The 23,882-nt window shown below is 67.1% G+C and carries 18 protein-coding genes; 13 read left to right on the top strand and 5 right to left on the bottom strand.

Features of this window, described 5'->3' with window-relative positions; translation table 11 throughout:
• Nucleotides 1-97: 97 nt before the first annotated feature.
• The 6 genes from tsaE (at nucleotide 98) to trxA (ending at nucleotide 9,026) form a co-directional block, all read left to right on the top strand.
• Nucleotides 98-538 carry a tRNA (adenosine(37)-N6)-threonylcarbamoyltransferase complex ATPase subunit type 1 TsaE gene (gene tsaE / locus U1707_RS01960; protein WP_332799029.1) on the top strand — a complete coding sequence of 147 codons (441 nt, stop codon included), beginning with the start codon at nucleotides 98-100 and terminating at the stop codon, nucleotides 536-538.
• Nucleotides 535-1,503 carry an aminoglycoside phosphotransferase family protein gene (locus U1707_RS01955; protein ID WP_332799028.1) on the top strand — a complete coding sequence of 323 codons (969 nt, stop codon included), beginning with the start codon at nucleotides 535-537 and terminating at the stop codon, nucleotides 1,501-1,503. Before tsaE ends, U1707_RS01955 begins: the two co-directional genes overlap by 4 nt.
• Nucleotides 1,500-2,255: a nucleotidyltransferase family protein gene (locus U1707_RS01950; RefSeq protein WP_332798465.1), complete on the top strand. Its 756-nt coding sequence runs from the start codon at nucleotides 1,500-1,502 to the stop codon at nucleotides 2,253-2,255. The genes U1707_RS01955 and U1707_RS01950 overlap by 4 nt, the downstream gene beginning before the upstream one ends.
• On the top strand, nucleotides 2,248-5,226 hold the full coding sequence (addB, locus tag U1707_RS01945) for a double-strand break repair protein AddB (protein ID WP_332798464.1): 2,979 nt from the start codon (nucleotides 2,248-2,250) through the stop codon (nucleotides 5,224-5,226). The genes U1707_RS01950 and addB overlap by 8 nt, the downstream gene beginning before the upstream one ends.
• Complete coding sequence (gene addA, locus U1707_RS01940; RefSeq protein WP_332798463.1) at nucleotides 5,210-8,638, top strand: double-strand break repair helicase AddA; 3,429 nt, start codon at nucleotides 5,210-5,212, stop codon at nucleotides 8,636-8,638. The genes addB and addA overlap by 17 nt, the downstream gene beginning before the upstream one ends.
• Nucleotides 8,639-8,702: 64 nt before the next feature.
• A complete protein-coding gene (trxA, locus tag U1707_RS01935; protein ID WP_055877560.1) occupies nucleotides 8,703-9,026 on the top strand; it encodes a thioredoxin TrxA in 324 nt (107 codons plus the stop codon).
• A 53-nt stretch (nucleotides 9,027-9,079) separates the two neighbouring features.
• Here trxA and argJ read toward each other — a convergent pair whose 3' ends face one another.
• A complete protein-coding gene (argJ, locus tag U1707_RS01930; RefSeq protein ID WP_332798462.1) occupies nucleotides 9,080-10,300 on the bottom strand; it encodes a bifunctional glutamate N-acetyltransferase/amino-acid acetyltransferase ArgJ in 1,221 nt (406 codons plus the stop codon).
• Between the two features lie 116 nt (nucleotides 10,301-10,416).
• On the opposite strand from argJ, the gene U1707_RS01925 reads away from it, so the two are divergent.
• The 5 genes from U1707_RS01925 to U1707_RS01905 all read left to right on the top strand — a co-directional run bounded on the left by U1707_RS01925 (nucleotide 10,417) and on the right by U1707_RS01905 (nucleotide 15,489).
• Complete coding sequence (locus tag U1707_RS01925; RefSeq protein WP_332798461.1) at nucleotides 10,417-10,905, top strand: energy transducer TonB; 489 nt, start codon at nucleotides 10,417-10,419, stop codon at nucleotides 10,903-10,905.
• Nucleotides 10,906-10,940: 35 nt separating this feature from the next.
• Nucleotides 10,941-11,192, top strand: a complete 252-nt coding sequence (locus U1707_RS01920; protein ID WP_332798460.1) for a hypothetical protein — start codon at nucleotides 10,941-10,943, stop codon at nucleotides 11,190-11,192.
• Between the two features lie 97 nt (nucleotides 11,193-11,289).
• A complete protein-coding gene (gene secA / locus U1707_RS01915) occupies nucleotides 11,290-14,028 on the top strand; it encodes a preprotein translocase subunit SecA (RefSeq protein WP_332798459.1) in 2,739 nt (912 codons plus the stop codon).
• A 296-nt stretch (nucleotides 14,029-14,324) separates the two neighbouring features.
• A complete protein-coding gene (locus tag U1707_RS01910; RefSeq protein WP_332798458.1) occupies nucleotides 14,325-14,741 on the top strand; it encodes a secondary thiamine-phosphate synthase enzyme YjbQ in 417 nt (138 codons plus the stop codon).
• Nucleotides 14,742-14,868: 127 nt separating this feature from the next.
• Nucleotides 14,869-15,489, top strand: a complete 621-nt coding sequence (locus tag U1707_RS01905) for a CC0125/CC1285 family lipoprotein (protein ID WP_131586612.1) — start codon at nucleotides 14,869-14,871, stop codon at nucleotides 15,487-15,489.
• Between the two features lie 168 nt (nucleotides 15,490-15,657).
• Here the strand turns inward: U1707_RS01905 and mfd are convergent, their stop codons facing one another.
• Entirely contained in the window at nucleotides 15,658-19,128 is a 3,471-nt protein-coding gene (gene mfd / locus U1707_RS01900) for a transcription-repair coupling factor (RefSeq protein ID WP_332798457.1), read from the bottom strand.
• A 120-nt stretch (nucleotides 19,129-19,248) separates the two neighbouring features.
• Nucleotides 19,249-19,515: an FAD assembly factor SdhE gene (locus U1707_RS01895; RefSeq protein WP_332798456.1), complete on the bottom strand. Its 267-nt coding sequence runs from the start codon at nucleotides 19,513-19,515 to the stop codon at nucleotides 19,249-19,251.
• A gap of 108 nt (nucleotides 19,516-19,623) precedes the next feature.
• On the opposite strand from U1707_RS01895, the gene recG reads away from it, so the two are divergent.
• Complete coding sequence (gene recG, locus U1707_RS01890) at nucleotides 19,624-21,675, top strand: ATP-dependent DNA helicase RecG (protein ID WP_332798455.1); 2,052 nt, start codon at nucleotides 19,624-19,626, stop codon at nucleotides 21,673-21,675.
• Between the two features lie 46 nt (nucleotides 21,676-21,721).
• Nucleotides 21,722-22,162 (top strand): DMT family transporter, encoded by a 441-nt coding sequence (locus U1707_RS01885; RefSeq protein WP_332798454.1) that lies wholly within the window; start codon nucleotides 21,722-21,724, stop codon nucleotides 22,160-22,162.
• A 2-nt stretch (nucleotides 22,163-22,164) separates the two neighbouring features.
• Here U1707_RS01885 and U1707_RS01880 read toward each other — a convergent pair whose 3' ends face one another.
• Both U1707_RS01880 and tyrS read right to left on the bottom strand, forming a co-directional pair.
• On the bottom strand, nucleotides 22,165-22,482 hold the full coding sequence (locus U1707_RS01880; RefSeq protein ID WP_332798453.1) for a PilZ domain-containing protein: 318 nt from the start codon (nucleotides 22,480-22,482) through the stop codon (nucleotides 22,165-22,167).
• A 106-nt stretch (nucleotides 22,483-22,588) separates the two neighbouring features.
• Nucleotides 22,589-23,812 (bottom strand): tyrosine--tRNA ligase, encoded by a 1,224-nt coding sequence (tyrS, locus tag U1707_RS01875; protein WP_332798452.1) that lies wholly within the window; start codon nucleotides 23,810-23,812, stop codon nucleotides 22,589-22,591.
• Nucleotides 23,813-23,882 lie beyond the last annotated feature (70 nt).

Below are 23,882 nucleotides of genomic sequence, written 5' to 3'. Positions count from 1 at the left end.
GGGAGAGGGTCGGGGTGAGGGGCTGCCAAGCAGTGCAGCGCCCGGGACTGCCCCTCACCCCACCCTCTTCCCGGAGGGGAGAGGGCTCGTGCGTGTGATCCCTCTACCCGATCCTCAGGCGACCGAGGCGTTCGGGGCGATGCTCGCCACGCGCGTCCAGCCGGGCGACGTGATCACCCTCGAAGGCACGCTCGGCGCCGGAAAGACCAGCGTTGCCCGCGGGTTGCTCGCCGCGCTCGGTCTCGCCGGCGAGGCGCCATCCCCCAGCTTCGCGATCGTCCAGCCCTACGAGCCGCCGGAGGTGCGGTTTCCCGTGCTGCATGTCGACCTCTACCGGATCGACGACCCCGCCGAGATCGAGGAACTGGCGCTCGACGATGCGCGCTACGATTCGCTGTTGCTGGTCGAATGGCCCGAGCGCGCCGGCCCCGATTACTGGCCGGATGCGCTTCGGTTGAGCCTGACGATCGAGCCGGATGGCACGCGCGGCTTGACTATCGGCGTCCCGGAAGCTTGGAGGTCGCGATGGCCGACATGACCCCGCCGCCCGGCGCCGCCGCTTTTCTCGATGCTCATGGCTGGGGCGGGGCGCAGATCCTCCCGGTCGCGGGCGATGCTTCGTTCCGGCGGTATTTTCGCGCCGTCAAAGGCGAGCGCCGCGCTATCCTGATGGACGCGCCGCCGCCGCATGAGGACCCACGGCCGTTCATCGCGATCGCGCAGTGGCTCGTCGAGCATGACTTCGCGGCACCGGCCGTCCTCGCCTGCGACCTCGACCAGGGGCTCGTGCTGATCGAGGATTTCGGCGACGACCGGTTGCGCGAGGCGATCGACGCGACGCCCGCCGACGAACTGTCGCTTTACGCCCCCGCGATCGACCTGCTCGTGCGGTTGCGTGGCCATCCGGCGGCACCCGTTCCGCCGTACGACCGCGCGGTGCTGAAGCGCGAGGCGGGGTTGTTCGTGGAATGGTACTGCCCGGCGGTCGGTATCGAGCCCGATCTCGCAGGCTGGCACGCGGCGTGGGAGTCGGTGTTCGACCACGCCATAGCTGAAACGCCGGTCACTGTGCTTCGCGATTATCATGCCGAGAATCTGATGCTGGTCGGGCCGGCGCGCTCGCTCGGCCTGCTCGATTTTCAGGACGCGCTCGCAGGGCACCCGGCCTATGATCTGGTGTCGCTGTTGCAGGACGCGCGGCGGACTGTGGACCCGGTGGTCGAGGCGGCGATGCTGGACCGGTATCGCGCCGTCACCGACGCCGACGAGGCGTTCATGAACGCGTACCACGTGCTCGGCGCGCAGCGGAATGCGAAGATCCTCGGCATCTTCACCCGGCTTTGGAAGCGCGACGGCAAGTCGCATTACGCGACGATGTGCCCGCGTGTCTGGACGTATATGGAGCGCGACTTGGCCCAGCCGGTTATGGCCCCGGTCGCAGCGTGGTTCGCCGCCAACGTGCCGCCTGCGCTGCGCGGCGATCCGCTGGTCATCGCGGCGTGACTCGTCAGCAGACGATCCGCCCTGTCCCGCGTGGGATCGTGCCCGAGACGGCGATGGTGATGGCGGCGGGTCTGGGTAAGCGGATGCGGCCACTGACCGCGACGCGGCCCAAACCGTTGGTGCAGGTCGCGGGCAAGCCGCTGATCGATCACGTCTTCGAGCGGTTGCAGGCGGCGGGCATCAAGCGCGCGGTCGTCAACGTGCATTACCTGGCGGATACGCTGGAGGCACACGTCACCGACCGGTTCGCGGGGATCGACGTCGTGATCTCCGACGAACGCAAGATGCTGATGGAGACGGGCGGCGGGCTCGTCCAGGCGCGGCATCTGCTCGGGTCCGCGCCGGTGCTGGTCGTCAACAGCGACAATCTGTGGATCGATGGGCCCGTCGATGCGATCAAGCTGCTCGCGTCGCGCTGGGACGATGCCAAGATGGATGCGTTGCTGCTGATGGTCCCGCTTGCGCGCGCGAACAATCACGGCGGCATGGGCGATTTCTACCTCGGCAGCGACGGGCGGATCGTCGGGCGGCGCAAGCCCGGCCGCGTCGCACCGTTCGCCTATACCGGCATCCAGATCCTTCACCCGCGCCTGATCGCGGACTGGCCGGAGGGGCCGTTTTCGACGAACCTGTTCTGGGACCGCGCGATCGCCGCCGGGCGCGCTTACGGTCAGGTCCACCAGGGCCTGTGGTTCGATGTCGGCACGCCCGCCGCGATTCCGAAGACCGAGGCGATCCTCGCGGATGGCTGATGTCGCCACGGCGGGTCGTCCGACGCTGTACACGATCCCCGCGCACCGGGCGTTTGCGGATGCGCTGGTCGCCGGACTGACCCGGCGGGCGGGGCGCGATCCGCTGGCGCTGGCTCGCGCGCTGGTCGTGTTGCCGAACAACCGCGCGGTGAAGGCGGTGACCGAGGCTTTCGTCCGTGCGAGTGGCGGCGGGCTCGTGCTGCCACGGCTGGTTGCACTGGGCGATCCGGAGATGGGCGAGGCGGTCGGCGCCGCGCTCGATCCGGCGGACGCTATCGATCCGCCGCTGCCCGCCGTGCCGCCGTATCAGCGCCGCATGATCCTCGCACGACTGGTGTCGGAAGAACGGGCGCGAGAGGGGCATCCGGTCGATGCGGCGGAGGCGGTTCGGCTGGCGGGCGAACTCGCGCGAACGCTCGATCAGTTGCTGGTCGAGGAAGTGCCGCCGACCAAGCTGCGCGATATCGAGCTTGGGCCGGAGTTGACCGAGCATTGGCGGCGTGCGCTCGCGACGTTCGAGATCGTGCTGCAACGCTGGCCGGGCGAACTGGCGCGGCTGGAGCGGATTGATGCGGCAACCCGGCGCTCGGCGTTGCTCGATCGGCTTGCCCAGCGCTGGCGGACCGCGCCGCCGGCCGGGATCGTCTGTGCGGCTGGCGTGACCGATTCCGCACCCGCGGTCGCGCGTCTGCTCCGCTGTATCGCCGACATGCCGCAGGGCATGGTGGTGTTCGCAGGGCTCGACCTAGCCCTGCCGGACGAGGAATGGGACGCACTCGGCCCGCACGATCCGAACCCGGTCACCGGCCTCACGCGGCGGTCGATCGAAACGCACCCCCAGTTCGATGCCAAGCTGATGCTCCTGCGTATGGGCGTCGGCCGTGCTGAGGTGCAGACCTGGCGTGAAGGCGGCGGGCATGACGCCGATGCGGCGCGCGGGCGGGCAATCGCCAATGCGCTGGCGCCCGCCGATTTCACCGGCAAGTGGACGCAGATCGCGGCGGAGGATCGCCGCTTGAAGGGCGTGACCGCAGCCGAACTCGCGACCCCCGCGGAGGAGGCACAGGCGATCGCGCTCGTGTTGCGCGAGGCGTTAGAAGTGCCGGAGCGGACCGCCGCGCTGGTCACGCCGGACCGGGCTTTGGCGCGGCGAGTGGCGGCGCATCTCGGGCGCTGGGGCATCGGCATCGACGACAGTGCGGGGCGGCCTCTGTCGATCCTGCCGCCCGGTACGTTGCTGCTCGCGCTGGCCGAGGCGGCGGCGCAGCGCTTCTCGCCGCTCGCTCTGCTGGCGTTGCTGAAGCATCCGCTGGTGCGGGCGAGCGAAAAACCCTCCGAACGGCCGATACGCCTTGCCTGGCTCGACGGTGCGCGTGCACTTGATCGAAGGCTGCGTGGTCCGCGACCGGCGGCAGGGCTCGACGGGATCGCGGGGCATCTGGAGGAGCGCAAGGGGACCGCGGCGACGTGGTGGACGGACGTCCAGCCGTTGCTGACGCCGCTGGCAGGAGCGTTCGACCAGGGGCCGCAACCCTTGGCCTCGGTGCTCGCTTGCCTGCGTGAGACGGCGCAGACCTTGTGCGGCGACAATCTGTGGTCGGGGCTAGCAGGGCGCGCCGCGGCGGAGTTCCTGGCCGATCTTGAAGCCGAAGCGCCGGCCGGACCGCCGCGCATCGATCCGCGCGAGTTGCCGCAATTGTTGCGGACGTTGCTCGACGAGGTCGCGGTGCGGCCGCCGCCGGGCGGGCACCCACGGCTCGCCATCTACGGCCTGATCGAGGCGCGGTTGCAGACCGCCGACGTCATGGTGCTCGGCGGGCTGAACGAAGGCGTGTGGCCGGGGCGGCCTGCGCCCGATCCGTGGCTGGCCCCACGTATCCGCATGGAACTCGGGCTGCCGGGGTTGGAGCGACGTGTCGGCACCGCGGCGCATGATTTCGCGCAGGCGCTCGGTGCGCCGCGTGCGGTTGTCACGCGGGCGCGGCGGGATGCGAAGTCGCCCGCCTTGGCGTCGCGGTTGTGGCTAAGGTTGCAGGCGCTTGCGGGCGATCGGTTCGAGCGCGCATCCGCGCTGGAAGGCTGGACGCGCGCGCTCGACGATCCGGGCGAGCATCTACCCGCCGACCGGCCGGCCCCGTCGCCACCCGCTCTGCTGCGTCCGAAGGCGATCTCCGTCACCGAGGTCGACCGCCTCAAGGCCGACCCATACGCCTTCTACGCGAGGCGCGTGCTCGGGCTGATGCCGCTCGACCCCGTCGATGCCGACCCCAGCGCGGCGTGGCGCGGGACGGCGGTGCACGACATCCTCGAGCAATGGTGGAAGCAGGACGGGTGTACCGTCGACACGCTGCGGCTGCGCGCGAAGGCGATGCTCGACGACGAGCGAACGCATCCGATGATGCGCGCGCTGTGGCAGCCGCGGTTGCTGGAGGCGATCGACTGGATCGCGGGCGCCATCGTCGCGCAAGGGCAGGACGGCCGCACCGTCGCCAGCGCCGAGGGCAAGGGCAAGATCGAGATCGCCGGGGTGACGCTATCGGGGCGCTACGACCGCATCGACAAGCTCCCCGACGGCCGCCTCGCCGTGATCGACTACAAGACCGGCAAGCCCCCTTCGCCGACCGCGGTCCGCGCCGGCTACAGCCTCCAGCTCGGCCTGCTCGGCCTGATCGCCGAGCGCGGCGGTTTCCCCGACGTCTCCGGCACCGCAGGCGCGTTCGAATATTGGTCGCTCGGCAAGAAGCGCGATGCGTTCGGCTATATCGAGAGCCCGGTCGATCCCGAGGGCAAGCGCGACAAGATCCCGACCGCGGAATTCACGTCAATCGCCGCGCACAACTTCACCGAAGTCGTCGGCGAATGGCTCACCGGCAGCGCCGCGTTCACCGCGAAACTCGTCCCCGAATACGCCCCCTATGCCGAGTACGACCAGCTGATGCGACGCGACGAATGGTATGGCCGTGAGCGGTGACGCGCTCGCCACGCTGCCCCGGCTGAGAGGCGCGCAGGCCGATGCGAGCAACCCGGCGTCGCACGTCTGGCTCTCCGCATCGGCGGGCACCGGCAAAACGCAGGTGCTGGCTGCGCGCGTGTTCCGCCTGCTGTTGCGCGGCGTCGATCCCGGCGCGATCCTCTGCCTGACCTTCACCAAAGCGGGCGCGGCGGAGATGGCGCAGCGCATCAACGGCCGGCTCGCGGCCTGGGTGCGGATGCCCGCCCCGGCGCTCGCGGCGGACCTGATCGCGCTCGGCGAGAGCCCGGTGCAGGCGTTGCAGGACCGCGCACGCACCCTGTTTGCCAAGGTGCTCGATGCACCGGGCGGTGGCCTACGGATCCAGACGATCCACGGATTCTGCCAGGGGTTGCTGGCCGCGTTCCCGGTCGAGGCCGGGCTGACGCCGGGGTTCCGGCCGCTGGAGGCGCGCGAAGAGGCGGGGCTCGCGCGGGAAGCGCTGGCGACGATGCTGTCGGATGCCGAGCGCGAAGGGCGCGAGAGGCCGGTCGAGATTGTCGGGCGGCTGAGCTTGCGGATGGGCGAGGGTGGGGCGGAAGCGTTCCTGCTCGCCTGCGCGCGCGCGTTGCCCGCGTTGGAGGCTCTACCGGTCGGGATCCAGCCGTGGCTCCGCCGCGAACTCGGCCTGCCGTCCGGTGACATCGACGAGGCGATCGCGGAATGGTGCGACGCGCTCGACCTCGATGCGATCGCGCGAATTGCAGCGGCCAATCGCGCCTGGGGGACCGCCACCGGGCAGGCAGCGGCGGCGACCGTGCAGCGGTGGCTCGACTCCGAGGATCGCGCGGCGACCTTGGACGAGCTCGCCAGCGTCGTGCTGACCGGCACCGGCACGCAGCGCAAAGCCTCGAAAAAGCTGATCGATGCCGAGCCCGACTACGAAATCCTCGCGCGCGATCTGGGCGAGGCATGCACCGACGTGCTGTCGATGGTCCAGCGCGCGACCTATTGCGACCTGCTCGCCGACGGGCTCGAGGTCGGGCGCGATTATGCTCGCGGCTATGCGCTGGCCAAGCGCCGCGCGGGGGCGGTCGATTTCGACGACCTGATCGCGACGACGGTGGCGCTGCTCGACCAGCCGGGGATCGGCGAATGGGTGCGCTACAAGCTCGACCAGGCGACCGAGCATCTGCTGATCGACGAGGCGCAGGACACCAACGGACATCAGTGGCGGATCGTCCGCGCGCTGGCGGATGAGTTCTTCGTCGGCCGCGGCATCTATGCGCCGTCGACGCGGACGCTGTTCACGGTCGGCGATTACAAGCAGGCGATCTTCGGGTTCCAGGGGACCGACCCGCAACAGTTCGAAGCCGCGCAGATATCCTTTACTCGGCGCGCCGAAGAGGCGCTTGGTGATGACGATTGGCCCGAGCACGAGCGTGGGCTACCTCTATCAGCACTTTCGCTGACGCATTCATTTCGGTCGACGCTACCCGTTCTAGAATTTGTCGACGCGGCTATCGAGGCAATCGGCGAGCCTGGGCTAGGTATTGAGACTACGGAACCGCATGCGAGCGAAGTGGCCGGACCGGGCACCGTGACCTTGTGGCCACCGGTGTCGGCGGGCGGCAGCGAGGACGACGAAGAGGGCTGGGTCGACGACGCGGTGCGCAAACTCGCCAGCGACATCGCGCGCGCGGTGAAGGGCTGGCTCACGTCCGACACGGGGCTCATGCTGGAGAGCAAGGGGCGGCGGTTGCGGCCTGAGGACGTGATGATCCTCGTCAAGCGCCGCGGCGATCTCGCCTCGCTGATCGTCGCGCGGCTCTATGCCGAGGGCGTGCCGGTGGCGGGCGTCGATCGCTTGCGGCTGAACGCTCCGCTGGCGGTACAGGATCTGCTCGCGACGATCCGCTTCGTGTTGCAGCCGGAGGACGATTTGAGCGTCGCGGCGTTGCTCGTATCGCCGCTGATCGGCTGGACGCAGGACGAATTGATGGCCGCCGCACCGCGCGAGGCCGGCCCGCTATGGCGGCATCTGCAACGCACGCAACCCGCGACGCGGCTCGCCCCCTTGCTGGCGATGTTGGCGCGCGCCGACATCGCCACGCCGTACCAGTTCCTGGAGGAGTTGCTCTCCGGCCCACTCGATGGTCGCCGAAAACTCATCCGGCGGCTCGGGACCGAAGCACGCGATCCGATCGAGGAACTGCTAAACGCCGCGCTGACGTTCGAGAGTACGACGACGCCGTCGTTGCAGCGCTTCCTCGACTGGTTCGATCGCGGCGATGTCGAGATCGTCCGCGATCCGTCGGCGCCGCTCGATGCGGTGCGGGTGATGACCGCGCATGGCGCAAAGGGGTTGCAGGCGCCGCTGGTGATCCTCGCGGATGCGACGGCGGATCCGTCGGCGGCGCCGCGCTCGATTCTAAAATGGGCGCCCGAGCCGGGGGCTGCGCCGATCCCGGTGTTCCGGCCGCGGTCGAGCGAGCGCGGCGGGCCGCTGGATGCGGTTGTGTCGGCCGCCGAGCAGCGCGAACTGGAGGAGCATTGGCGGCTGTTCTACGTCGCCGCAACGCGCGCCGAAGAGCGGCTGGTGATCGCCGGTGCGCTCGGGCCGCGCGCCAAGGGCGTGCCGCCGGAGAACAGCTGGTACGCCGCGGCCGATCGGGCGCTGACGGCGCTCGAGGTGCCGGTGGGTGAGGGGGCGCGGACGTTCGCCGGGGTCGAGCCTCAGCCTGCGGTGATCGCCAAGGCTTCGACATCGGTGGACGTTGCGGCGAACGCGCAGCTACCGGCCTGGGCGCATGAACCTGCACCGCAAGAAGCGCGTCCGCCTCGTCCGCTGTCGCCGTCTGCGCTGGGTGACGACGCCGTGTCCGATCCACCGCCGACGCCGGCGATGCGCGTCGCGGCGGAGCGGGGCCGGTTGATCCATGCGCTGTTCGAGCGTCTGCCCGCGGTTGCTGCCACTGACCGCGCGACGGCAGCGGACCGCTGGCTAGCGAAAGCAGGCGGCGTCGACGATCCCGCAGCACGGTCCGAAATCGTGCAGAGCGTGGTCGCGGTGCTCGATGATCCGCGCTTTGCCGAGCTGTTCAGCGAGGATACGTTGGCCGAAGCGCCGATCGCCGCGACCCTCCCGAACGGCACGGTCGTGTCGGGAACGGTCGATCGCCTGCTGATCGGGGCCGACCGCATCCGCGTCGTCGACTTCAAGACCGGGCGGCGCGCACCGCGCGGCCTCGACGACGTGCCGGAATACCATCTGAAGCAGATGGCAGCCTATGTCGAAGCCTTGGCCGTGATCTTTCCAGGGCGGTCGGTCGAGGCAGCCTTGCTGTACACGGCCGGACCGCGCCTGATCGTGCTGAACGACGAGACGCTGGCTGCGAACAAGCCGCACTATCGGCCCACGGAGCAAAGCTAGCGCCCCGGTGGTTGAGCGCACACGCGAGCGACCTTAGATACGACTCAACCAAGGAGAATTCACGATGGCGACCAAGCAGATCACCGATGCCAGCTTCGATGCGGACGTACTGAACGCCGACGGCCCCGTGCTCGTCGATTTCTGGGCGGAATGGTGCGGCCCGTGCAAGATGATCGGGCCGTCGCTCGAGGAAATTTCTGAAGAGCTCGGTGAGAAGGTGACGATCGCCAAGCTCAACATCGACGAGAACCCCGACGCGCCGGGCAAGTACGGCGTCCGCGGCATCCCGACGATGATCCTGTTCAAGGGTGGCGCACCGGCCGCGACCAAGGTTGGCGCAGAGCCCAAGGGCCGGCTGAAGGCCTGGCTCGAAGGTGAGCTCGCTTAAGCTAAACTCCCTCCGTCATCCCGGCGCAAGCTGGGGTGACGGCGTAAGAGGTGTCAGCTCCGATAGTCGGCGTTGATCGAGATATAACCGTGCGTCAGGTCGCAGGTCCAAACCGTGGCCTTGCCCTCACCGAGCGCTAGATCAACGCCGATTTCGATCTCGTGGCTCTTGAGGTGCGCGGCGACCGGCGCCTCGTCGTAGCCGCTCAGCGCCAGACCGCCTTCAGCAACCTGCGTATTCCCGAACCGGATCGACAGCGTGTCGCGATCGGCAGGTTCGCCGGCCTTGCCGACGGCCATCACGACGCGGCCCCAGTTCGCATCCTCGCCGGCGATCGCGGTCTTTACTAGCGGTGAGTTGGCGATGCTCATCGCGATGCGGTGTGCGCTGCGGTCGCTCTCCGCGCCGGTCACCTGGATCTCGATCAATTTTTGCGCGCCTTCGCCATCGCGGACGACTAGCATGGCGAGTTGGTGGCACAGGTCGGCCAGGGCAGCGCGGAACGCGTCTGCACCCACGCTGTCGTCATCCGCCAGCGGGACGTTACCAGCCTTGCCCGTCGCGAAGGCAAGCACCGTGTCGCTGGTCGATGTATCGCTGTCGACGGTGATGCACGAGAAGCTCGGTGCGTTCGCCTTCGACAACGCTGCCTGCAGGAATTCCGGCTCGACCGCGGCGTCGGTGAAGATGAAGCCGAGCATCGTCGCCATGTCCGGCGCGATCATTCCCGAGCCCTTGATGATGCCCACCAGCGACACAGTGCGATCGCCGATCACCGCGGTCGTCACCGCGCCCTTGGTGAAGGTGTCGGTCGTCATGATCGTCGCGGCGGCATCCTCCCAGCCGCAGGGTTCCGCCGCGAACGCGGCGTCCAACCCGGCCTCGGCCTTGACGATCGGCAACGGCACGCCGATCACGCCGGTCGAGGACACGAACACGTCCGAAGGCTGGCACCCGAGATGCGCCGCCGTCCGCGCCGCGATCGCCTCGACCGCCGCCCGTCCGCGCGACCCGGTGAACGCGTTCGAGTTGCCTGCATTCACGACCAGCGCACGCGCCTGACCAAGCGTCAGCGCCGCACGGCACCACTCGACTTCGGGGGAGGGACATTTGCTCGTCGTCAGCACGCCCGCAACCACAGTTCCCGGCTCCAGCGTCACGAACGTCAGGTCGCACCGATCCCAGGTCTTGTACTGCGCCCGCGCGACATGCAGCACAACTCCGTCGATCGAAGGGGCGGCGGGGAAGGGCAAGGCGAGGGGCGAGGTCTGCATGACACCTTCATAGTCTCTGCGTTCCGGTCGGCAAGATCGCGGGTTGCGCTTGACCCGCTGACGTTCGCTGGTGTCCAATGTCGTAAGGGGGCGGACGCAGTATGATAGACGAGGATATGAGTGCAGCACCTGTTGCGCGGTTTGACGGCGGCAACACCCGCGTGATGATTGGCGTCGTCGCGGTGATCGCAGCGCTCAGCATAGCCTTGGCCGCATGCATCCTGCTGATCGCCAGTAGCGGCTATCGCTTGTGGCGTGGCCCGATCCCGACGACGATCCCGCGCGATCTGCCCGTTGTCGCTAAGCCGGCGCGAGCGGTCGGGCGCTATGCGGACTGGTTCGGCCCCGACGATTACCCCCGGTCCGCTCTGCGAAACGGCAAGGAAGGCGCCGTGAAGGTCGCATTGCTGGTGGCCTCGGATGGGTTGGTCGAGGCCTGCGAGGTGGTCACTGGAAGTGGGACCAGCTCGCTCGATCGCGGAACCTGCCGCGCGGCGGTTCGGCACGGAGAGTTCACCCCCGCGCGCGACGCAAAAGGCCGTGCTATCGCCTCGCGCGTCGACATGCCGCGCGTTCGATGGGCGCTGCCGCGAGACGAACGGTAGATTTATCGCACGGGCTCGCATACAGCCGGTCTCGCATGAACCTGCTGCTGCTCCTCTCTGCCCTCCTGTCTGCGCTGACTGGCGCGGTGCCGGGCGTGCGTGGTCAGTCCGCGCAGGCCGTAGCGCAGGGCAGCGTCTGCTCGCAGTCGGTAGCAGCAACGCCGGCCAAGATCTTGATAAGGCCGGTATCCGGCATCGTCACGCTGCCTCAGGTCGCGGTCGCCAGCGCGCTGCGGACCATCGCAATCGTCTCGCTTCCGCTATGGGCCGAGCGTCGCCGCGAGTAGCGTCTGGGTGACACCTTCGTAACCTTTGGATCCGCGTGATCCAAATCCGCGTGCGCCCACCGCGTGCCGCCGCGTCTCAAATTCAGGAAATCAGCCCATGTTCGGTGGCCTCGCCAAATCCTTGTTCGGTTCGTCCAACGACCGCTACGTCAAGTCGCTCAACCCAATTCTCGCCAAGATCGCCTCGTTCGAGCCGTCGCTCCAGGCGATGTCGGACGAGGAGCTCTCGGCGCAGACCGTCAAGTTCCGCGCGCGGCTCGCAGAGGGCGAGAAGCTCGACGACCTGCTCCCCGAGGCGTTCGCGACGGTCCGTGAAGCGGCGCACCGCGTGCTTGGCCAGCGCCACTACGATGTCCAGATGGTCGGCGGCATCGTCCTCCACCGCGGCGAGATCGCCGAGATGCGGACCGGCGAGGGCAAGACGCTCGTCGCCACGCTCGCGACCTATCTCAATGCGCTCCCGGGTGACGGCGTCCACGTCGTCACCGTCAACGACTACCTCGCGGCGCGCGACGCCGAGTGGATGGGCCAGGTCTACACCTTCCTCGGCATGACGATCGGCGTCATCATCCCGAACCTGTCCGACGAGGAACGCCGCGCCGCCTACGCAGCCGACATCACCTACGGCACCAACAACGAGTTCGGGTTCGACTATCTGCGCGACAACATGAAGTACGAGCGCAGCGCGATGACGCAGCGCGCGTTCAACTTCGCGGTGGTCGACGAGGTCGATTCGGTGCTGATCGATGAGGCGCGCACGCCATTGATCATCTCCGGCCCGACCGACGACAAGTCCGAGCTGTACATGCAGGTCGACGCGGTCGTGAAGCAGCTCGATCCGATCGATTACGACAAGGACGAGAAGCAGAAGACGATCATCCTCACCGAGGACGGCACCGAGAAGGTCGAGCGGATGCTCGAGGCGGCCGGACTGCTCGAGGGGCAGAACCTGTACGACTTCGAGAACACGCAGGTCGTGCATCACCTCAACCAGGCGTTGCGTGCGATCGTGATGTTCAAGTCGGACATCGACTACATCGTCAAGGACGGCAAGGTCATCATCATCGACGAGTTCACCGGTCGCATGATGGACGGCCGACGCTGGTCGGACGGCCTGCACCAGGCGGTCGAGGCGAAGGAGGGCGTCCAGATCGAGCCCGAGAACCAGACGATGGCCTCGATCACGTTCCAGAATTACTTCCGCATGTACCCCAAGATCGGCGGCATGACCGGCACCGCGGCGACCGAGGCGGCCGAATTCTACGACATCTACAAGATCAACGTCGTCAGCATCCCGACCAACGTCGAGGTCAAGCGCGTCGACGAGGAAGACGAGTTCTACAAGGATACCAAGGACAAGTTCGCCGCGATCGCCAAGAAGATCAAGCATCATGCGGACCTGGGCCAACCAGTGCTGGTCGGCACGGTGTCGATCGAGAAGTCCGAGATGCTGAGCGAGTTCCTGGTCGGCGAGAAGGTCGAGCACAAGGTGCTGAATGCGCGCTTCCACGAGATGGAGGCGCACATCGTCGCGCAGGCCGGGCGCAAGTCCGCGGTGACGATCGCGACCAACATGGCGGGCCGTGGCACCGACATCAAACTCGGCGGTAACCTCGAATTCCGCATGCTCGACGAGCATCCCGAAATGGTCGAGGGCACGCCTGAGTATGACGAGGCGGCGGCGCGGATCACGATCGAGATCGAGGCGGAGAAGCAGGCGGTGCTCGCTGCGGGCGGTCTGTTCGTGCTCGGCACTGAGCGTCACGAGAGCCGGCGTATCGACAACCAGCTGCGCGGGCGTTCCGGTCGTCAGGGTGATCCGGGCCTGTCGCGCTTCTATCTCAGCCTCGACGACGATCTGCTGCGCATCTTCGGGCCGGACACGCTGTTCGCCAAGATGATGCGCAACAATATCGAGGATGGCGAGGCGATCGGCAGCAAGTGGCTGAGCAAGGCGATCGAGACTGCGCAGAAGAAGGTCGAGGCGCGCAACTACGACATCCGCAAACAGGTCGTCGAATATGACGACGTGATGAACGAGCAGCGCAAAGTCATCTACGAGCAGCGTGCCGACATCATGGATGCCGATACGGTCGGCGACGTGGTGACTGACATGCGCGCCGAGACGGTCAACGTGATCGTCGGTGACGCGTGCCCGCCCAATTCGTATCCCGAGCAGTGGGACGTCGCGGGGATGAAGACGCGGCTCGCCGAGGTGCTGAACCTCGAGCCGCAGATCGACGCGTGGCTGTTGGAAGAGTCCGTGGATCCCGAAGTGCTCGAGGAGCGGATTCGCACGATGGCCGACGAGGCGATCGCGCAGAAGTCCGCCGATCTCGATACGGAGACGTGGACGTCGGTCGAGAAGTCGATCCTGTTGCAGAACCTCGACCATCACTGGAAGGAGCATCTGGCGACGCTCGATGCGCTGCGCCAGGTCGTCCATCTTCGCGCGTACGCGCAGAAGACGCCGATCAACGAGTATAAGCAGGAGGCGTTCTCGCTGTTCCAGCGGATGCTCGAAACGATCCGCGAGGACGTGACGAAGACGATCGCGCACGCCCAGTTCCAGATGCAGGCGCCGGTCGGGCTGCCCGAGCTGCCGGACTTCATCACGACGCATTTCGACCCGTTCACGGGCGAGGACAACTCGAACGATTTCGATGCCGGGACGCGGGGCCATATCACGTCGACGATGCCGCCGTTGCAGATCCCTCAGCCGCAGGAGGCCGATATCGGCGAGGATCCGGCGAACTGGGAGGGGGTGGTCAGCCGCAACGCGCCGTGCCCTTGCGGGTCGGGGCGGAAGTACAAGCAGTGCCACGGCGCTGTTTGAGCATTCAGTCGGACACACGCACCACCCACTCCGTCACCCCGGACTAGTTCCGGGGTCCACCGTCCCGCATGCCCCACAAGGTCGAGCGCGCGGAACGGTGGATGCCGGAACAGGCCCGGCATGACGGAGTGGGTTTGGTGGGGTGAGCCCGCGCCTCCAGTTCTCCCGCGGAGGCGGGAGCCCAGGCTACCGGCGATGGCGTATGGGATTCCTGGACCCCCGCTTTCGCGGGGGAACGGCTGTTCGCAAGGAGACGGTAGCGTGGAGCAACCCTCCCAAACGATCGTTAGGCCCCCATGCGCCAAGCCACCACCGTCCTAACCATCGAGACAACCCGCCAAGGCTTGGTCGAGGTTACTGACCAGATCGCCCGCTGGACCCGGGAGCAACGCCTCACCGAAGGCCTGCTTACGATCTTCTGCCGCCACACCTCCGCCTCGCTCCTGATCCAGGAAAACGCGGCACCGGAAGTTCGCACCGACATCGAAGACTATTTCGCCCGCATCGCTCCGGAATCACGTGCGTATCTGCACGATGACGAAGGTCCGGACGATATGCCGGCCCATCTCCGCACCGCACTCACCCAGGTCCAACTCTCGATCCCGCTGATCGACGGCCGACTCGCGCTCGGGACGTGGCAGGGCATCTACCTGTTCGAACATCGCCGCCGACCGCATCGTCGCACCTTGGCGCTGCACGTGATCGGGGTTTAGGCGAAACGTGAAAAATGAGTCAGGTTGGTGGCGCATTGGAGCGAACCCGTTCATCAACCGTTCCACCACTGACGGCTATTAAGAGGCGTTTCGCCGCACTCGCCGCGAACGGAGACATACCATGTTCATGAAACCTGGTCGCAAGGTTGCATTGGCAGCGCTCGGTACGGGCGCTCTGTTGCTGGCCGGTTGCGCGACCGAGACGACCTATCGCCCCGCCACGGGCCAGGGATTCAGCCGTACCGGCTACAGCGACCGCCAGATTGAGCCGGGCCGCTTCCTCGTCAGCTTTGCCGGCAACAGTGTCACGTCGCGCGATACCGTTGAACGCTACCTGTTCTTCCGCGCCGCCGAACTGACGTTGCAGAACGGCTATGATTATTACCTGATGGCCGACCGCGACACCAACCTGCAGTCGCGGACCTACTCGACGCCGGGCATCGGTGGCGGGTTCGGGTATGGCGGCTTCGGCGGCTATTGGGGTCCGTCGTGGCGCTATTACGGCCGCGGCTTCGGCTGGCGCAACTGGAGCCCCTATGGCGGCTTCGGTGGTGGTTTCGGCGGCGGCTATGGCGGTTTCGGTGGTGGCCCATGGGGCAACGACTTCGATGTCCGCACGATCGATCGCTATGAGGCGACCGCCGAGATCGTGATGCGCAAGGGCCCGATCCCGCGCGACAACATCCGCGCGTTCGATGCGCGCAAGGTCGTCGACAGCATCGGACCGAGCGTCGTATTGCCGAAGTAAGCTTAGGCTTTCAAGACGATAAAAAGGCCGGGCTACCCATGGGTATTCCGGCCTTTTTGTTACGTTGCTCCCTCTCCCCTCCGGGGAGAGGGCCGGGGTGAGGGGCTGTTGGGAAGGGCAGCGCTCGCGGCGCCCCTCACCCAACCCTCTCCCCGGAGGGGAGAGGGCTTAAGAAGCAGCCTTCGCCAAGCCCTTCGACAGCTGCAGCGCGCCGTGCAGCCGCGCCTTCGGGTCGCCCCAGGCGCGTTGCAGGACCAACTTGCTGTCCGGCCGCAACCGCGCGACCCCGTTCAAGCGCTCGACATAGGCCAGCAACTTGTCGATGTTCGGCGGTTTGTCGTCGTGGAACGAGACCAGCACGCCCTTCGGCCCGACATCGATCTTCGACACGCAGGCGCGCTTGGCGTTCAGCTTGATCTCGATGACCTTGATCAGATTCTCGGTCGCGTCCGGTAGCGGCCCGAAGCGGTCGATCATCTCGGCGGCGAACGCCTCGATCTCCTGGCTCTCGTCGAGGTCGTTGAGGCGGCGGTACAGCCCCATCCGCAGGTCGAGATCGGGCACGTAATCCTCCGGAATGAGGATCGGCGCATCGACCGTGATCTGCGGCGAGAAATCGCGCGGCCGGGACGAAGTCATGCCGCCGGCCTTGGCGTCCATGATCGCCTCCTCCAGCATCGCCTGGTAGAGTTCGAAACCAACCTCCTTGATGTGCCCGGTCTGCTCGTCGCCGAGCATGTTGCCGGCACCACGGATGTCGAGATCGTGGCTCGCCAGCTGGAAGCCCGCCCCGAGCGAATCGAGATCGGACAGGACCTTCAGGCGCTTCTCCGCCGTCACCGTCATCTGCCGCTCGGGCGGCGTCACCAGGTACGCGTATGCGCGAGTCTTCGATCGCCCGACGCGCCCGCGCAACTGGTACAGCTGGGCGAGGCCGAAGCGGTCGGCGCGGTGGACGATCATCGTGTTGGCGGACGCGATGTCGATCCCGCTCTCGATGATCGTGGTCGAGACCAGAACCTCGAACTTCTTGTCGTAGAACGCCGACATGCGCTCCTCGACTTCGGTCGGCGACATCTGGCCGTGCGCCACGACGAAACGGATTTCGGGCACTTGTTCGCGCAGGAAGTCCTCGATCTCGGGAAGGTCGGCGACGCGGGGCGTGACGACGAAGCTCTGCCCGCCACGGTAATGCTCGCGCAGCAGCGCCTCGCGCAGCACGACCGGGTCGAACGGCATGATGTACGTCCGCACGGCTAGGCGATCGACCGGCGGGGTCTGGATCACCGACAGCTCGCGGATCCCCGACATCGCCATCTGCAGCGTGCGCGGGATCGGCGTCGCGGTCAGCGTCAGCATGTGGACGTCCGCCCTCAGCGCCTTCAGCCGCTCCTTGTGCGTGACGCCGAACCGCTGTTCCTCGTCGACCACCACCAGCCCGAGCCGCTTGAAGTCGATATTCTTCGCGAGCAGCGCATGCGTGCCGATGACGACGTCGATCGTGCCGTTCGCGAGACCCTCCTTGGTCGCCTTCGCCTCGCCTGCGGTGACGAGCCGCGAGAGGCGGCCCATGTTCATCGGGAAGCCTTCGAAGCGGGCGACGAAATTGTTGTAATGCTGGCGTGCGAGCAATGTCGTCGGGCAGACGATCGCGACCTGCTTGCCGCCCATCGCCGCGACGAACGCCGCACGCAACGCGACCTCGGTCTTGCCGAAGCCGACGTCGCCGACGACCAGCCGGTCCATCGGTTTGCCCGCGGCGAGATCGCCGAGCACGTCCTCGATAGCGCGGTCCTGGTCCTCGGTTTCCTCGTACGGGAAGCGATCGACGAAGCTGGGATAGCCGCTCGCATCGGGTTCGAGCACGTCGCCGGGGTGCAACGCGCGTTCGGCGGCGGTCGCGATGAGTTCGCCCGCGATCTCGCGGATCCGCTCCTTCATCTTCGACTTGCGACGCTGCCAGCCTTCGCCGCCGAGACGGTCGAGCGTCGCGCCCTCCTCGGACGAGCCGTAGCGCGAGAGGACGTCGATATTCTCGACCGGCACGTACAATTTGTCGCCGCCAGCATAGCTCAGCGCGACGCAATCGTGCGGGCTCTGGCCCACGGGAATCGAGGTCAGTCCCTCGTACCGCCCGATGCCGTGCTCGGTGTGAACGACCAGATCGCCGGGGGTCAGCGTCGCGAGTTCGGCGAGGAATGCGTCGGCGGATTTCTTGCGCTTCTTGCGGTGGACGAGGCGGTCGCCGAGCATGTCCTGCTCGGTGAGGACCGCGATCCCCGGCGCGGTGAAGCCGTGATCGAGCGGCAGGACGATCAGCGCGACGCCGAAACTGCGCGCGGTGTCGGCGATGCCGAGCGCCTCCTGCCAGGTCTCGGCGTGCTTGCCGCCTTTCATCCCATGGTCGGCGAGCAGGCTCCCCAGGCGTTCGCGTGCGCCGATCGAATAGCTGGCGAGGATCGGTTTGCGGCCCTGCTTGCGCAGTTTCTCGACGTGGTCGGCGACGGCTTCGTAGATGTTCACCTGCGCCGCGCGCTCAGGGCCGAAATCGCGCGGGCCGTCGACGTCGAAGTCGAGGACTGTGTCGCTCGGCGGTTCGTGGAACGGCGAGGTGATGTGCGCGGCGAACGCCTCGACTCCGCCGGACCATTCCTGCGCGTCGAGATAGAGCGCCTTGGCGGGCGTCGGCCGATAGCTGCCGGGCTGGGCGGCCTCGGCGCGCTTGCGGTTCTCGTAATAGTCGGCGATCGATTCGAGCCGGCTTTCGACCGCTGCGGCGACGCCGTTGTCGCGCACCACCACGTCGTCGGCGCCGAGATGGTCGAACAGCGTCGCCATCTTCTCCTCGAACAGCGGCAGCCAATGCTCCATGCCCGCGATCCGCCGGCCTTCGGAGATCGCTTGGTACATCGGATCGCCGGTCGCGGTCGCGCCGAACGCGTCGCGGTAGCGGGTGCGGAAGCGCTTGATCGAATCCTCGTCGAGCAGTGCTTCGGAGGCGGGGAGCAGGACGAAACCATCGATCCGCCCGGTGGTGCGCTGATCCGCCGCGTCGAACGTGCGGACGCTCTCTATCTCGTCGCCGAAGAAATCGAGGCGCAGCGCGTGGTCTTCGCCCGACGGGTAGAGATCGACGATCCCGCCGCGCACCGCATATTCGCCCTGGTCGTGGACGGTGTCGGTGCGGACATAACCGTTCGCCTGGAGCAGCATAGCGAGCTTGTCGCGGCCGATCCGCTCGCCGGGGGCGAGCCGCGCGACGAGCTGGCGGATGCGGAACGGGGTGAGGACACGCTGCGTCGCGGCGTTGGCGGTCGTGAGGAGGAGCTGCGGACCCTTGGGCTTGCCTTGCAGGCGTTGGAGGGCGGCGACGCGCTCGGCCATGATGCGCAAGGTTGGCGAGGCGCGGTCGTAGGGGAGGCAGTCCCAGGCCGGAAAGCTCAGCACTTCGAGATCGGGCGCGAAATACGCCGCGGTCGAGGCGATCGCGCGCATCGCCGCATCGTCCGGCGCGATGAACACCGCGCGGGTCTTCGCGGCGCGCGCGAGGTCGGCGAGCAGCGACGGCTGGAAGCCGGATGGCACGCCGGAGAGGATCAGCGGGCTTGTCGCGGAAAGGATCGTCTTGAGATCTGGCATTCGAACTCCCCCCTCCCTGGAAGGGAGGGGCTGGGGGTGGTTTGGTATGAGGCGCGTGTCACGACCGCCAAGCGGCCGACCCACCCCCGACCCCTCCCTTCCAGGGAGGGGCGCAGAAGGTTACTTCACGACCGTCACGTAATTTATGTCGCGCATTGCCTGCATCATTGGCCCGTCCCACTCGGGCGGGCAGGGAATCGAGCCGATTGCCCAGCCCATGATGTCGACGTCCTGTTCCTCCAGCAGCGCCTCGAACCAGTCGAGCTGCTCGGGCATCCATGTCCGGCCATATGTTTCGAAGAAGCCGCCGATCATCATGTCGGCTTCGCGCGTGCCGCGGTGCGAGCTGCGAAAGCCCAGGCGCTTGAGGCGGGTCTCGTGGTCCATTTCGAACTCCAAACACGAACAGCCGGCGACCGCTGGCGGCCATCCGGCAAAACACTTGCAGGGACCCGTAGCAGCGGACGTCGGCTAGGCTATAGAAGCCAGATAGTCATGCGACCCGAAATCCTCAATCCGCTGTTCGCCGAAACCCTCGTCCTGAAGGGGGTGGGGCCCGCAATCGCCAAGCCGCTCGACCGGCTCGGGCTCGCGCGCGTCGTCGACCTCGCCTTCCATCTGCCGACCGGCTATGTCGATCGCCTGCCGCGGACCGAGCTGATGTCGAGCGATGCGGGGCGGATCATCACGATCACGCTAACCGCGCGCGAGCACCGCTTGAGTTCGGGGCGCGGGCCAACGCGGGTGCAGGCGACCGACGTGCACGGCAATTACGTCAGCCTCGTCTTCTTTGGCGGAAGTTCGGGCTGGGCGAAGAAGCTGCTGCCGATCGGGGAGGCCAAGCGCGTGTCGGGCCGGCTCGACGAATACGGCCAGGAATTGCAGATCGTGCATCCCGACATCGTCGAGTCGGACGAGGAGATTCGCGAACGAGAGCCGATCTACCCGCTGTCGGAAGGGCTGACGTCGCGGCGGCTGGCGGCCTTGACCGCGCAGGCAGTGGCACGCGCACCGGACCTGCCCGAGTGGATCGAGCCGGGCCTGAAGGCGAAACGCGAATGGCCCGGCTGGCATGAGTCGCTGGAGCGCATCCACGCTGACCCGTCGGACGCAAAGGCGCGCGAGCGGCTGGCGTATGACGAGGTGTTCGCGAACCAGTTGGCGATGACGATAGTTCGAGCCGACACCCGGAAACGCCGCGGGCGGGCGTTGCAGGGCGACGGGCGACTGCGTGATCTGTTGAAGCTGCCCTACACGCTGACCGGCGCGCAATCGCGAACCGTGGCCGAGATCGAGGGCGACCTCGCGCAGACCGCGCCGATGCTGCGGCTGCTGCAAGGCGATGTCGGCTCGGGCAAGACGCTCGTGGCGGCGATGGCGATGTTGATTGCGGTCGAGGCCGGCGCGCAGGCGGCAATGCTCGCGCCGACCGAAATCCTCGCGCGCCAGCATTACGAGACGTTGCGAAAGACGCTTGCCGGGCTGCCGATCGAGGTCGGCGTGCTGACGGGTCGCGACAAGGGACGCTTGCGCGAAGCGACGCTGATGGCGCTGGCGAGCGGCGAGATCGACATCCTGATCGGCACGCACGCGATCTTTCAGGATGCGGTCGGCTACAAGGACCTGGGGCTCGTGGTGGTCGACGAGCAGCATCGCTTCGGCGTCGCGCAGCGGATGACGTTGCAGGCCAAGGGCGTCGCGCCGCCGCATCTGCTGGCGATGACCGCGACGCCGATCCCGCGCACCCTGACGCTCGCCCAGTATGGCGAGATGGACGTCAGCCGCCTCGACGAGATGCCGCCTGGCCGCCAGCCGATCGAGACGCGAGTGATCTCGGAGGATCGTCTCGACGATGTGGTCAACGCGCTTGGTCGGCATCTGGCGGATGGCGGGCAGGCCTATTGGGTGTGTCCGCTGGTCGAGGAGAGTGAGAAGAGCGACCTCGCCGCCGCCGAGATGCGCGCTGAGACGCTGCGCGCTCGCTTCGGCGAAAAGGTTGCACTCGTCCACGGCCGGATGAAGCCGGCCGAGAAGGACGCGGTGATGGCCGAATTCTCAGCCGCGCGCACGTCCGTCCTCGTCGCGACGACGGTGATCGAGGTCGGCGTCGACGTCCCCAACGCGACGCTGATCGTGATCGAACACGCCGACCGCTTCGGTCTCGCCCAGCTGCACCAGCTCCGCGGGCGGGTAGGGCGCGGCACCGGGCGGTCGATCTGCCTGCTGATGCGCGGGGCGTCGCTCAGCGAGACCTCGCGCGCGCGGCTTGCGCTGATGCGGGAGACGAACGACGGTTTCCGGATCGCCGAAGAAGACCTTCGGTTGCGTGGCGCAGGCGAATTGCTCGGCACCAAGCAGTCGGGTGAGATGGCGTTCCGGCTCGCGACGCCGGAGATGATGGCCGACCTGCTGCAATGCGCGCACGACGACGCACGCCTGCTGATCGATCGCGACGGCGGGTTGGAGGGCCCCAGGGGGCAGGCGGCGAGGACGGCGCTCTATCTGTTCGACCGCGATGCCGGTGTCGCGCTTCTGCGATCGGGATAAGGTCTACCCCGTTGCTTTAGTCCGCGCATGACGACACGGGTCACCCATGGCTGCGTTTTTCCCGATCCTCATCGTTCTGCTCGCCGGCATAGGGCTTGCGGTCCAACCGCCGACCAACGCTGCACTGGCGAAGGTTTCGGGCTCGGTCTGGCTCGCATCGCTCGTGTCGTTCGCGATAGGGACGGCGGTTCTGTTCGCGATCTGGGCGGCGACCGATCGGACGATGCCGGCAACCCTGAAGGGGGCGCCGAGCTGGGCCTGGCTCGGGGGATTCTATGGCGCGTGTTTCGTCGCGGCGCTGGCCTATGCAACGCCGCGCCTCGGGTTGGCCTCGGCGCTGACGATCGCGGTAGGGAGTCAGCTAGTGACCGCGCTGATCCTCGACCGGTTCGGACTGCTTGGACTGAGTGCCCAACCTCTCAGCCTCGCGCGGATCGCGGGGGTCGTGCTGGTGATCGGCGGCGTGTTGCTCGTCCGCGCCGGCTGACGTCAGCTGTTGCGGACCATCACCGACAGCATGCCGTAATAGTCGGACAGCGGGATCGTCCGTTCGAGTTCGCAGCCGATCCGGCCACCCAGCGACCAACGGACGATCGCATCCACGTCCCCCAGGATCGGCAGGGCGAGGCGCAACCGGTCGCCAGCCTCCGGCGAGCCCTCGCAGCGCGCCATCAGGCCGTTCGCGGACATGTTGACCAGCACCAGCTTCATGCGGCAACCGTCGCCGTCGATCGCGTGGGTGCGGTGCATCACCTCGTCACGCGGTTCGCCGCGATGATCTCGAACAGCCGTGGCATAGTTTCGCATCAAACGTTCCCCGGTTCACGACTATGCCAAACCTAGCGGTGTCGCAATGAACCCCTTGCGAACGGGGATGCTTAACGCCGTGTTTGCCGTCAAAGAATGTGGCGGGTTACGAGGGAGTTAGCATCCCGTGCCGCTTTTTCCCGAGGCTGAGGCGGACCGGTGCTGCGACGTCGATCGAGGCGGTTGCCGCTTCGACGACATCGCCGTCGATACGCACCGCGCCCTCGGCGATCTTGCGGCGTGCTTCGCCATTCGAGGCGACGAAGCCCAGCCCGACGAGCGCCTCGACGACACCGATCGTGCCAGCCGCTACGGCAAAGCTCGGCAGCGAGTCCCCCGACGCTCCCTCTTCGAACGTTTTCCGGGCAGTCTCAGCAGCCTGCTCGGCGGCTTCCCGTCCCCGACACATCGCGGTCGCTTCGTTCGCCAGGACGATCTTCGCAGCGTTGATCTCGGAGCCTTCCAACGCCTCCAGCCGGGCGATCTCGTCGAGCGGCAGATCGGTGAACAGGCGCAGGAAGCGGCCGACGTCGCGGTCGTCGGTGTTGCGCCAGAACTGCCAATAGTCGAACGTCGGCAACTGGTCCTCGTGCAGCCACACTGCGCCCGACATCGTCTTGCCCATCTTGCCGCCGTCCGCGGTCGTGATCAGCGGGGTCGTGACGCCGTAGACCTCGGTACCGTCCATCCGGCGCGACAGTTCGATGCCGTTGACGATGTTGCCCCATTGATCCGAGCCACCCATCTGCAACCGGCATTCGGCCCGGCGCGACAGTTCGAGAAAGTCGTACGCCTGGAGGATCATGTAGTTGAATTCGAGGAAGCTCAGCGACTGTTCGCGGTCGAGCCGGAGCTTAACCGAGTCGAACGCGAGCATCCGGTTGACCGAGAAATGCTGGCCGACGTCGCGCAGGAACGGGATGTATTCGAGCGCGTCGAGCCACTCGGCATTGTCGAGCATCACTGCGTCGGTCGGACCGTCACCGAACGTCAGGAAGCGTTCGAAGATACGGCGGATCGAGGCGACATTGGCCTTGATCCCGTCCTCGCCGAGGAGCTTCCTCGCTTCGTCCTTGAAGCTTGGGTCGCCGATCTTGCCGGTCCCGCCGCCCATCAGGACGATCGGCTTGTGGCCGGTCTGCTGGAGGCGTCGCAGCAGCATGATCTGGACGAGGCTGCCGACGTGGAGCGACGGCGCGGTCGGATCGAAACCGATATAGCCGGGAACGACCTGCCTGCCGGCGAGCGCATCGAGCGCGGCCGCGTCGGTCATCTGGTGGACATAGCCGCGCGAGGTCAGCGTGGTGAGCAGGTCGGACTGGTAGGTCATGGGCATCTCGTCCCCCTCCCGCGTGCGGGAGGGGCTAGGGGAGGGGACACATCCGCGGGGGATGTCGATG

The organism is Sphingomonas sandaracina (assembly GCF_036663695.1).
Taxonomy (GTDB): Bacteria; Pseudomonadota; Alphaproteobacteria; order Sphingomonadales; family Sphingomonadaceae; genus Sphingomonas.
The sequence above is the reverse complement of the archived record's forward strand: the minus strand, read 5'-3'. Positions and strand labels throughout refer to the sequence as shown.